Source organism: Lentibacter sp. (assembly GCF_029254145.1).
GTDB lineage: Bacteria > Pseudomonadota > Alphaproteobacteria > Rhodobacterales > Rhodobacteraceae > Lentibacter.
Genome location: NZ_JAQWYD010000111.1, coordinates 21511 through 31620, shown reverse-complemented (window position 1 = coordinate 31620; position 10110 = coordinate 21511). Strand labels below are relative to the sequence as shown.

10 protein-coding genes are annotated in these 10110 nt (G+C 55.4%); 4 read left to right on the top strand and 6 right to left on the bottom strand.

The features are described 5' to 3' along the window. Positions 1-219: 219 nt before the first annotated feature. The 4 genes from P8O11_RS12670 to P8O11_RS12655 all read left to right on the top strand — a co-directional run bounded on the left by P8O11_RS12670 (position 220) and on the right by P8O11_RS12655 (position 3487). On the top strand, positions 220-711 hold the full coding sequence (locus tag P8O11_RS12670) for a GNAT family N-acetyltransferase (RefSeq protein ID WP_300294720.1): 492 nt from the start codon (positions 220-222) through the stop codon (positions 709-711). Positions 712-714: 3 nt separating this feature from the next. Beyond that, entirely contained in the window at positions 715-1545 is an 831-nt protein-coding gene (locus tag P8O11_RS12665) for a DMT family transporter (protein WP_300294718.1), read from the top strand. Between the two features lie 63 nt (positions 1546-1608). Further along, positions 1609-2340 carry an alpha/beta fold hydrolase gene (locus P8O11_RS12660; protein ID WP_300294716.1) on the top strand — a complete coding sequence of 244 codons (732 nt, stop codon included), beginning with the start codon at positions 1609-1611 and terminating at the stop codon, positions 2338-2340. Next, positions 2333-3487, top strand: a complete 1155-nt coding sequence (locus P8O11_RS12655) for an alpha-D-ribose 1-methylphosphonate 5-triphosphate diphosphatase (RefSeq protein ID WP_300294714.1) — start codon at positions 2333-2335, stop codon at positions 3485-3487. The genes P8O11_RS12660 and P8O11_RS12655 overlap by 8 nt, the downstream gene beginning before the upstream one ends. On the opposite strand, the gene hpaH is transcribed toward P8O11_RS12655, so the two are convergent. From hpaH to metG, 6 genes are all read right to left on the bottom strand, one after another. After that, positions 3468-4262, bottom strand: a complete 795-nt coding sequence (hpaH, locus tag P8O11_RS12650; protein ID WP_300294712.1) for a 2-oxo-hept-4-ene-1,7-dioate hydratase — start codon at positions 4260-4262, stop codon at positions 3468-3470. The two genes, P8O11_RS12655 and hpaH, sit on opposite strands and share 20 nt — an antisense overlap. After that, on the bottom strand, positions 4259-5113 hold the full coding sequence (locus P8O11_RS12645) for a fumarylacetoacetate hydrolase family protein (RefSeq protein ID WP_300294710.1): 855 nt from the start codon (positions 5111-5113) through the stop codon (positions 4259-4261). The genes hpaH and P8O11_RS12645 overlap by 4 nt, the downstream gene beginning before the upstream one ends. Positions 5114-5123: 10 nt before the next feature. Continuing rightward, positions 5124-6107, bottom strand: coding sequence for a 3,4-dihydroxyphenylacetate 2,3-dioxygenase (hpaD, locus tag P8O11_RS12640; RefSeq protein WP_300294708.1), 984 nt, complete (start codon positions 6105-6107; stop codon positions 5124-5126). Between the two features lie 26 nt (positions 6108-6133). Then, the gene (gene hpaE / locus P8O11_RS12635) at positions 6134-7645 is read right to left on the bottom strand and encodes a 5-carboxymethyl-2-hydroxymuconate semialdehyde dehydrogenase (RefSeq protein ID WP_300294706.1); all 1512 of its coding nucleotides are present in this window, start codon (positions 7643-7645) and stop codon (positions 6134-6136) included. 1 nt (position 7646) lies between these two features. After that, the gene (locus tag P8O11_RS12630) at positions 7647-8036 is read right to left on the bottom strand and encodes a 5-carboxymethyl-2-hydroxymuconate isomerase (protein WP_300294704.1); all 390 of its coding nucleotides are present in this window, start codon (positions 8034-8036) and stop codon (positions 7647-7649) included. A 229-nt stretch (positions 8037-8265) separates the two neighbouring features. Next, on the bottom strand, positions 8266-9978 hold the full coding sequence (gene metG / locus P8O11_RS12625; protein WP_300294702.1) for a methionine--tRNA ligase: 1713 nt from the start codon (positions 9976-9978) through the stop codon (positions 8266-8268). Positions 9979-10110 lie beyond the last annotated feature (132 nt).

The window sequence follows — 10110 nt, the reverse complement described above, 5'->3', positions numbered from 1 at the left end:
CTGATCTGCCTGCCAAAGACGGCGGCGCAGCAGGCGGCGGCATGCCCGACATGGGCGGCATGGGCGGCATGATGTAAGCTACATTCCTTTAGGAATGTCAGCCGCCTTATCGGCACTTTGCGAAACCAAAGATGTGGGTAGGGTTATGCTAAAGTAAATAAGAGGCGCTCCGAGAGGGGCGCCTCTTTTCTTATCATTCTAATGCGTTAGGCTCTCGCCATGAACACAGCTGTCTTCCCGTCTTTCTTGCGTCCGATGCACGCAGATGAAACTTCAAAAGTTGATACTCTTTTGCGCATAGCTTTTGAGGGACCAAGTGAGGCGGAGCTGGTCCTAAAGCTTCGAGAAGCTGGAGAGATGGCCGGTGAGATGGTCTTGCCGCTGGGCGATGAGCTCATAGGATACTACGCGCTCTCCAGAATGGTGCTGCCGAAAGAGTGGCTTTGCCTCGCGCCAGTGGCGATTAGACCCGATTGGCAGCGTAAGAACCATGGCAAGCGGATGATCGGGCAACTTGTGGCATGGGCTGAGGGTTCTGGGCAGTCTGTTGTCGTCTTGGGGCAGCCTGACTTCTACGAACATACAGGCTTTTCGCGCGAACGAGCGGCGCATTTGGTGACGCCATACCCAAATGCTTACACCATGCTGGCAGGCGGAGAGGGCATACCAGAGGCAAAACTAGTTTACCCCAAAGCCTTCGAAGAAGTGTAGCGCATGCGGCTGATCATTCTGGTGTCTATTACGATGTTGGCCTTCGCCGCCAACTCAATTCTCAACCGGATGGCTCTGACAGAAAGTGAAGTCGGCGCGGCAAGCTTTGCTGCTCTGCGCTTGCTTTCGGGCGCACTTATGTTGGTCGCAATTGTGCAGATACGTGGACAAGCTAACTGGCGGCTAACAAATGTGGCTGGCCCTCTCTCGCTTTTGGCATATGTGATAGGATTTTCCTTTGCCTACCTCAGTCTGGATGCTGGCCTCGGTGCTCTTATTCTTTTTGGTGGGGTCCAAATAACCATGTTTGCAGGCGCGCTCTTCAGAGGCGAATCTGTGCCGACTATGCGCTGGATAGGGGCAGGGTTCGCTTTTGCTGGTTTGAGCTTCTTGATGTGGCCCAGTGGTACGGCGCCCGTTCCGTTACTCGGTGCGGGGCTTATGCTTGGGGCGGCACTAGGCTGGGGTATCTACTCGCTCTTGGGGGCAGGTGCGGCAGACCCGTTGGGAGCCACAGCGCGTAATTTTCTTTGGGCGACGCCTCTGGGCCTCTTGCCTGCGTTTTTCATGTGGGACGGAATGAGCCCTATCGGAGCTTTGCTTGCAGTTCTGTCGGGCGCTGTGACGTCAGGCCTCGGCTATGCTCTTTGGTATCGGGTCTTGCCCGAATTGCCTGCAAGCGTAGCCGCTGTAGCACAGCTAACGGTTCCTATTATCGCATTGGCGGGTGGTATTGTCTTTATTGGGGAAGAGATGACTTGGCGCTTTCTGGTTGCGGCGCTGATGGTCTTGGGTGGTGTGGTGCTTTCACTGTACCGCGCCAAAGCTGATTGAACCACGTGTGTTGAGGTCGCATTGCCTCTTTCAACACAGAAGCAGAATGGCTATCTGACGCCCATGCGATATCTTTTGGCCCTCCTAATCTGCTGTCTGCCCGCTCTCGCGCGTGCTGAGTGCGTCGTGCTTTTGCATGGTCTGGCCCGAAGCGATATCTCGCTCTACCTGTTGGAAGAAGTGCTCGAAGAGCAGGGTTACAAAGTTGTACGTCCCAATTACCCCTCGACAAAAGAGACCATTGCGGCCCTGACCGCTGAGGTGCTGCCAAAAACAATTCAGGTCTGCGGCGGGAATAAGGTGCACTTTGTTACTCACTCGATGGGCGGCATTCTTGTGCGATACTTTCTAGCGGGTGATAGCCTGCAAAATCTGGGACGTGTCGTGATGCTCGCACCACCCAACCAAGGCTCAGAAATTGTCGATGAGTTCGGAGATTGGGATGCTTTTGGCTGGTTTAATGGACCCGCAGGAAAGCAGCTTGGGACGGGGCCTGATGGTATTCCTGCACATTTGACCGATGTCGATTTCGAGCTGGGAGTAATTGCGGGGAGCCGTTCACTTAGCCCTGTCTTTTCGGTGATCCTACCGGGCGATGATGATGGTAAGGTGTCGGTTGCCTCAACCAAAGTCAAAGGAATGACTGATCATATTGTTCTGCCCGTGACCCATACTTTTTTGATGAATAATCCGATTGTTGTTGCGCAGGTGCTTGAGTTTTTACGCAATGGAAAATTCGACCATGATCTCACGATGCTCGACATGGTCTTGGGAGAAGAACCTAGAGATGAGTGAATTGGCACTGAGATTAGTTGGGGGTGAAGTGCTTGGTCCCGATGGGCTTGCGCGTGAGCCGCTTTCTTTTTCAGATGGCATCATTTGTGAAGCGGGTGGTCGCGAGGTCAATCTTTCTGGTTATATGGTTTTACCAGGTTTGGTCGACATTCACGGTGATGGCTTTGAACGTCATCTCGCGATGCGCCGTGGTGCAATGAAAGACCTTGGCGCTGGCTTGCGAGCGGCCGAAGCCGAGCTTGCGGCCAACGGGATCACGACCGCTGTGATGGCGCAATTTTTCAGTTGGGAAGGCGGTTATCGCAGTGCGGAATTTGCTGCTCAATTCCTTGAGGCTTTGGCCCGCATAGCTGGCGAGGTCGTAACAGATTTACGGGCCCAACTCCGGTTTGAGACCCATATGCTTGAGGACTATGCGCGCTTTGAAGCCCTCGTTGCGCAATACGGCGTTGAGTATGTGGTTTTCAATGATCACGTTCCGCACGAGCGGCTTGCGAAAGGTCTTGTGCCGCGGCGACTAAACGGAATGGCCCTGAAGAGCCGCCGTAGTCCTGAGAAATTACATAATCTTCTTCAAAAAATGCATAGTGAGAGCGAATTGGTCCCAGCTGCTGTAGCTGGACTGGCCGAGCGGCTTGCGCTTCAAGGCGTGAAGCTGGGAAGTCATGATGACAAAACGCATGAAGACTGTTTGTTCTGGCAGCGAGCCGGCGTGACACTCTCGGAGTTTCCAGAGACCCTAGAGGCAGGCGAAGCAGCGAGAACTCTGGGGACAGGTGTAATTTTGGGCGCGCCCAATGTTGTGCGTGGCGGGAGCCACAACGGAAACGTGAGCGCGGTTGATTTGATCGCAATGGGCCATTGCGATGCGCTGGCGTCTGACTATCACTACCCGTCCCTCAGGCGTGCCGCATTTTTTGTCGAACAGGCGGGCCTTTGTAATCTTGCGAGTGCTTGGGCGCTGGTCTCTTCTGGTCCAGCGCGTCTGCTCGGACTTGAGGATCGCGGTACACTGGCCATTGGCCAGCGCGCGGATGTTGTGATTATGGAGGCCGAAAGCCGCCGTTTGGCAGCAACAATCGCAGGCGGGCGTATCAGCTATATGTCAGGCGATATTGCCAAACGGTTCATTCAAAGTGGCAACTGACAACGCCCCATGGCCCGAAGTCGGCTTCGATAAGTGTATCGGGTGGGCATTCAAGCGGGCGGATAAAACTGCCTGAAAGGATAACTTGGCCTGCTTTGATGGTTTGGCCATAAAGATCCATGCGCTGTGCCAGCCAAACAATACCTTCTACGGGATCGTTGAGCACACCTGCGCCTAGCCCTGTCTCCTCGACTTGCCCGTTGGCAGATACAATCGCTCCGACCCATCTAAGATCTGATGCGGGGTCAAAATGCCCTCCGCCTAGGACAATGCCCGCGTTTGCGGCGTTGTCTGAAATGGTGTCAAATATCTTGCGGTTCTGGCCAGAGGCCGGATCGGCGCGTAGGATGCGGGTATCGAGAATTTCGATGCTTGGAGTGACATATTCAGTCGCTGCGATGACCTCTTCGCGCGTGACGCGGCCCTTCAGTGGAGCCTTCATTACAAAGGCAATCTCGGCCTCGACGCGCGGTTGGATGAAGCGGGCTGGGGGAATGCGCGCACCGTTTGAAAAAACCATGTTCTCAAGCAAAACACCGCTGTCGGGGATATCGATGTTAAGTGCCATCTGCATCGCACGCGAGGTGAGGCCGATTTTCCACCCGATGGTATCGAGACCTTCGGCCTGCTTTTGCGCGATAAGTTCCGCCTGAATAGCGTATGCGTCGTCCATCGTAATCTTGGGATAGGTGACAGAGAGTAAGCCCATTTGTACGCCTGATTTTTCGGCTTCAAACAATGCAACAGCTGCGGATTTAATCTCTGCTGGGGTCATTCGTCTCTCACCGTATTGCGAAGCTCACCGATGCCTTCAGCGGCGACAATGACCTCGTCTCCAGGGACAAGGAAACGCGGTGGATCAAACCTTGCGCCAGCGCCTGTGGGGGTTCCTGTGATGATTATATCACCAGGAACCAGAGTGGTGAATGTTGAAATATATTCAATCTGACGGCGGATAGGGAAGAGCATCCGAGAGGTGCGATCATCTTGTCTCAACTCTCCATTCACATGGGTTGTCAGGCGGATGTCATCAAGTTGCTCCGCCCGCTCGAATGGAACGAGCCAAGGGCCAATAGCGCCCGAGTTATCCCAGTTTTTGCCTTGCGTGACGTTGAACTTGGCGTGGCGCACCCAGTCACGCAACGTGCCTTCATTGCAGAGGCTAAGCGCGGCGATATGGTCATAGGCATCGGCTTGTAAGATGCGCCTGCCGCCCTTCCCGATTATGATGGCGATCTCGCCTTCATAATCCAGCTGAGGCGTTTCTGGTGGTCGCACGAGCGCTTCATCATGGCCAGTAAAGCTGCGCGCAAACCGCGGGAATAGCGACATGTTTGGCGGGGCATCCTGCCCGTCTTTATATTCGGCGTTGCGATCAGGGAAATTGACGCCGACGCAGATAATCTTCTCTGGGTTCGGTACGGGGATCGCGTAAGTAAAGCTGTCGTTAGGGTGCGTGACGGTGCGACCCTCAGCGGCTTTTGCAAGGGAAGGCAGGCCAGCTGCGTTCACGACATCTCGCATCGTCGCCCACTCTGGAAAGCTGGGCGAGAGGGCTGTGAAGCCTGCTTCGGAAACTGCTCCGTAGAGCTGCGTATTGCCCCTATTTATTGTAGCAAATTTCATCGAATTCCCCCTAAGGCGCAATGATCGGACTGGCTTTGATCTGGCTGTCGCGAGTTTCGGCGCCAACGAACTTTGTCCCATGTTCAAACCAGCTGCGCGGCGCAGCTGCGCCCCAAAGGGTCTGGCGTTGGGGGTCTTGAAGATCCCATTTTATGGGCTCGAGGTCTGGATCAACCGTTTGATAATCAGAGCAATAAATCTCGATTCGGTGACCATCTGGGTCAAGGATATAGAGGAAGAACGCATTGGAAATTCCGTGCCGTCCGGGGCCGCGCTCGATGTTATTCACGTAGCCTGAGGTTGCCATTAGATCGAGTAGATCAATGATATTGAGTGGGGTTGGCACCCAGAAGGCGACATGGTGCATGCGTGGCCCAGTTCCATTCGTGAAGGCCATGTCGTGCACGCCTCCTTTGCGGTGCATCCATGCGGCCCAGAGCTTCTTGCTCTCTTCATCTTCGGTGTATTCCGTAACGCGGAAGCCAAACTCGCTATAGAACGCAACTGAAGCGTCGACATCGGGTGAGAAGCAGTTGAAATGGTCAATGCGCAGTGGCCTGACGCCGCGATAGAGCGCGTATTTTTGATGGATCGGCGCAAGGCGGTCCATCTTGTGGTAGAATTCGAGCGGTATGCCTATGTTGTCAGAGGTCAACAGGGTCCGGCCCTGATAGGGGCGCTCAACCCATGACGTTGGGCGGCCCTTTGATTTGAAGAAGGCTTCGGCTGTGTCAAGATCACCCTCATCAAACGTCTTGAAGCCCATGACTTCAACGGTACCAGGTTCGTCGGACTTTTGTAGGATGATGCAATGATGTCCCCGCTCTTCCATCGCGCGCAGGTAGATGTGCGTGTCGCTCTCATCGGTGATCTGAAGCCCGAGAATGTCAGTGTAGAATGTCTTGGACGCGGTGAGGTCTTTCACATTGAGGCAAGTATGGGAAAGCCGTATCGTGTTGAAATCAGGGTAAAGATTGGGGGCAGGAACGGGCATGTTATGTCTCCGATTTGTCTATGATATCAAGCGCCAAGGCGAGGAATGCTGTGCTCTCCAATGGCAAAGCCGATATGCTTTTGCTCCATGTAGAATTCAAAGCTCCAATCCCCGCCATCACGGCCGATTCCGGACGCTTTGACCCCACCAAACGGCGTGGGGAGGTGGCGTACATTCTCTGAGTTCACCCAGATCATGCCAGCTTCTAGCTTGTCTGTGAAGCGCATGGCGCGGGTGATGTCTTGGGTCCAGACATAGCCTGTGAGGCCGTAGTCCACGCTGTTGGCGATCTCGAGGGCTTCCTCTTCGGTTTCAAATGTCAGCGTGGTCAGAACGGGGCCGAAAATCTCCTCCTGAGCGATTCGCATATCAGGCGTGGCGTTTGTGAAGAGGGTCGGGCGTACATAATGGCCTTTGCCTTGGGGGGCTTTGCCGCCGGCTGCAATTGTGGCGCCGTCTTTTTGTGCGATATCAAAGTAAGAGCAGACTTTTTCGAAGTGTGTCTTATGGATAAGTGGTCCTATTTCTGTATTTTTATCAAGGGGATGGCCGACACGGATGTTGTTCACGCGGGCTACGAGCTTGTCAATAAATTCGCCTGCAATGCTCTTTTGCAAAAGCAGACGGGAGGAAGATGTGCAGCGTTCTCCGTTTAGGGAGTAGATCATGAAGATGGCGGCATCGAGGGCGCGGTCCAGATCAGCATCCTCAAAAACGATGACCGGATTCTTACCGCCCAGTTCGAAGTGTACGCGCTTGAGCGATTCGGAGCCTTGGCGCATGATCATCGAGCCTGTTTTGCTCTCGCCGACAAAGGCGATGGCTTTGATCAGTTTGTGCTCGGTGAGCGCCTTTCCCGCGTCCTCGCCAAAACCGTTCACGAGGTTCCAAACCCCGTCGGGCAGGCCTGCGTCATGAGCGATTTCACAGAGGATGCTGGCCGTGATAGGGCTGAATTCGGCAGGCTTATGGACCACAGTGCAACCCGCAGCCAAAGCGGGCGCGATTTTCCATGTCGAGAGCATAAACGGTGTATTCCAAGGCGTGATCACGCCAACAGGGCCGATGGGGACGCGGGTTGTCACGTTCATGAGCGTGGGCGATGGCAGCGACTGTCCATCACGCGCGGCAGGCGCACGGTCGGCAAAGAAGCGAAAGTTCTCCGCACCGCGCAGCGAGGCCTTTGACATAAACCTAAGCGGCTGGCCCGTATCGAGGCACTCGGCAAAAGCGATTTCTTCGGCGCGGGCTTCGATCCCGTCAGCGATTTTATGGAGTATTTTCTTGCGGTTGGTGGCAGGTAAGTCGCGCCATGCAGCGAAGGCCGCGTGGGCTGAACGTGCGGCGACGTCAATATCCGCAGCACCCGATTTGGCCACATGACAGAGGAATTCTTCATCCACAGGGGAGTGGTTTTCGAAGGTTCCACCAGAGAGCGCGGGGACGGGCTTGCCGCCGATATGGTTTATCACGCCACCCTCTTTGAAACGGGCGAGATAGGCTTCTGCTTTGGTGATATTGGCGCTCAAATCGCTCATGTCAGCTCTCTTTCTTCAAGTGGTCACGGATGCTGCCAGCTTTGGGAGACAGGCGGGCGTCGATGTCACGCATTTCTATGGACAATGCGATGGAATGGGTTGCCATGCTCGGCGCAAGAAATGCCTCCAAGGCCTTGAAAATATGGCTTGTTGCGGCTTCCTTGGCGTCCTGCGGGCGGCCTTCGCGCAAGCGGATCGAGAGATCAAGGAAGGCGTGGGCCGGATTGCCATCAGCGATGCTCACATGATCGGCGCGAAAGGCGCGGATGCGGATACCAGCGAGTGGAAACAATCCTGTTTCAATCGCTGCAAGGCGGAGCGCCTCAAGCAGCGCAGGCATGTTCACGTGCGCTTCAAGATTGGCCGAATATTCTATCGAAAAATGCGGCATGTCGGCTGGCTCCTCTCCTCTTGTTAACATGTTAAATAGAGAGCGGGCGCTAGGTCAAGTCCTAACTGACTGTTTCAGCTGCGCCCCACTTGGTTAAGGGCTCAAGGATGGGCTGATTCTAGGGGGGTGATAAGCGTGCACAATCCGTGCACAAAGCGTGCACCGCCCAAAGCAGGGCTGCGTTAAAAGAAAATTAGACAATGGGCCGTGCGGTGGGTTGGCGCAGTGTTTAGGTGCGAACACCCGAGAATTTTGCCGCCCAGTCTTCGCGCTCTTCATCTGTGATTTTGGCAAAAAGATTGTCAGGCACAGCGAATTCATGGCCGGCCTCCAGACTGCCCAGAGCTGCAGCAACATCATCGGGCCAGCTTGTGTCGAGCGTGTTCATCGCAACAAAGAGCTTGGCAGCGGTTGTCGGGATAAAGGGCGCGGAGAGCACGGCATAGAGACGGATCAGATTGAGCGCGAGGCGGATTTGCGCAGCTGCGCGATCCGGGTCTTCTTTAAAGACCGACCACGGCGCGGCCTCTTGCAGATATTCGTTGCCAGCGGCCCAGATGGCGCGCAGCTCGGCTGCGGACTTGCGCACATCCATCGCTTCCATATGACTTTCATAGGCGCGGATACGTTTTGTGAGATCGGCGATCAGGGCGTGCTCGGCGGGGCCATATTCGCCTGCGCTTGGCACTGTTTCGTCAAATTTGCTGCGGCAGAATTTGGTGACGCGCGAGACGAAGTTGCCCAAGACATCAGAGAGGTCTTTGTTGACGGCGGCTTGGAAGTTTTCCCATGTGAATTCTGCATCCGAGCTTTCGGGCGCGTGGGACAAAAGCCACCAGCGCCAGACATCAGCGGGCAGAATTTCCAGCGCTTGGTCCATGAAGACGCCACGGCCACGGGATGTGGAGAATTGGCCACCTTCATAGTTGAGGTAGTTGAAGGATTTGATGTAATCGACGAGCTTCCACGGCTCGCCCGAGCCCAGAATGGTCGCGGGGAAAGAGAGCGTGTGGAAGGGGACGTTATCCTTGCCCATGAACTGGGTATAGGTCACATCATCGGCGCCTTTGTCGGTGCGCCACCAGCGTTCCCAATCAGAGCCTTTACCTGCATCGACCCATTCTTGGGCGCAGGCGATATATTCGATAGGCGCGTCAAACCAGACGTAGAAGACCTTGCCCTCCATGCCGAGCCAGTCCTCTGTTCCGTTTTTGACAGGGATGCCCCAGTTCAGATCGCGGGTGATGCCGCGGTCTTGCAGGCCGTCGCCGTCATTTAGCCATTTGTTGGCGATGGAGGTTGTGAGTACGGGCCAGTCGGATTTGGAGTTGATCCATGCTTGCAGATCGTCACGCAGGTTGGATTGCTTGAGGTAGAGGTGCTTTGTTTCGCGCTCTTCCAGATCGGTTGCGCCAGAGACGGAGGAGCGCGGATTGATCAGATCGGTCGGGTCGAGCTGTTTTGTGCAATTGTCGCATTGATCGCCGCGCGCATCTTCAAAGCCGCAATTGGGGCAGGTGCCTTCGATGTAGCGATCTGGCAGGAAGCGGCCATCGGCTTGGGAGTAGATCTGTGTTTCGCTGACTTCTTTGATCAGGCCTTGGCGGGCGAGAGCGCCTGCAAAGTGCTGTGTGAGTGCGTGGTTTTGGGCGCTGGAGGAGCGGCCGAAGTGATCAAAGCTCAGGCCGAAGCCATCGGCGATCTTGGCTTGGACATCGTGCATCTCGGCGCAATAGTCCGCGACCGGCTTGCCAGCCTTGGCAGCGGCGAGTTCGGCGGGGGTTCCGTGCTCGTCAGTGGCGCATAGGAAGAGCACCTCATGGCCACGTTGGCGCAGGTAGCGGGCGTAGAGATCGGCGGGGAGCTGGGAGCCGACGAGATTGCCCAGATGTTTGATCCCGTTGATGTAGGGGATTGCCGAGGTGATGAGGTGACGTGCCATCTGGGGAGCCTTTGTTTTGCGCTTTGGGCGGTGTTTAGCTCAAGGTGGCGCGGGGTTCTACAGGTTTCGAATTTTGCTTCGCAAAATCCGACCGAGGTGGGGGAGCAGTCCCCCGCACCACAGGAAAAGCGG

Coding starts and splice junctions, on each gene's coding strand:
- P8O11_RS12645 (WP_300294710.1), bottom strand. CDS start 5,113: ATGAAATTTGCTACAATAAATAGGGGCAATACGCAGCTCTACGGAGCA.
- hpaH (WP_300294712.1), bottom strand. CDS start 4,262: ATGACCCCAGCAGAGATTAAATCCGCAGCTGTTGCATTGTTTGAAGCC.
- P8O11_RS12670 (WP_300294720.1), top strand. CDS start 220: ATGAACACAGCTGTCTTCCCGTCTTTCTTGCGTCCGATGCACGCAGAT.
- P8O11_RS12660 (WP_300294716.1), top strand. CDS start 1,609: ATGCGATATCTTTTGGCCCTCCTAATCTGCTGTCTGCCCGCTCTCGCG.
- hpaE (WP_300294706.1), bottom strand. CDS start 7,645: ATGAGCGATTTGAGCGCCAATATCACCAAAGCAGAAGCCTATCTCGCC.
- P8O11_RS12655 (WP_300294714.1), top strand. CDS start 2,333: ATGAGTGAATTGGCACTGAGATTAGTTGGGGGTGAAGTGCTTGGTCCC.
- hpaD (WP_300294708.1), bottom strand. CDS start 6,107: ATGCCCGTTCCTGCCCCCAATCTTTACCCTGATTTCAACACGATACGG.
- P8O11_RS12665 (WP_300294718.1), top strand. CDS start 715: ATGCGGCTGATCATTCTGGTGTCTATTACGATGTTGGCCTTCGCCGCC.
- P8O11_RS12630 (WP_300294704.1), bottom strand. CDS start 8,036: ATGCCGCATTTTTCGATAGAATATTCGGCCAATCTTGAAGCGCACGTG.
- metG (WP_300294702.1), bottom strand. CDS start 9,978: ATGGCACGTCACCTCATCACCTCGGCAATCCCCTACATCAACGGGATC.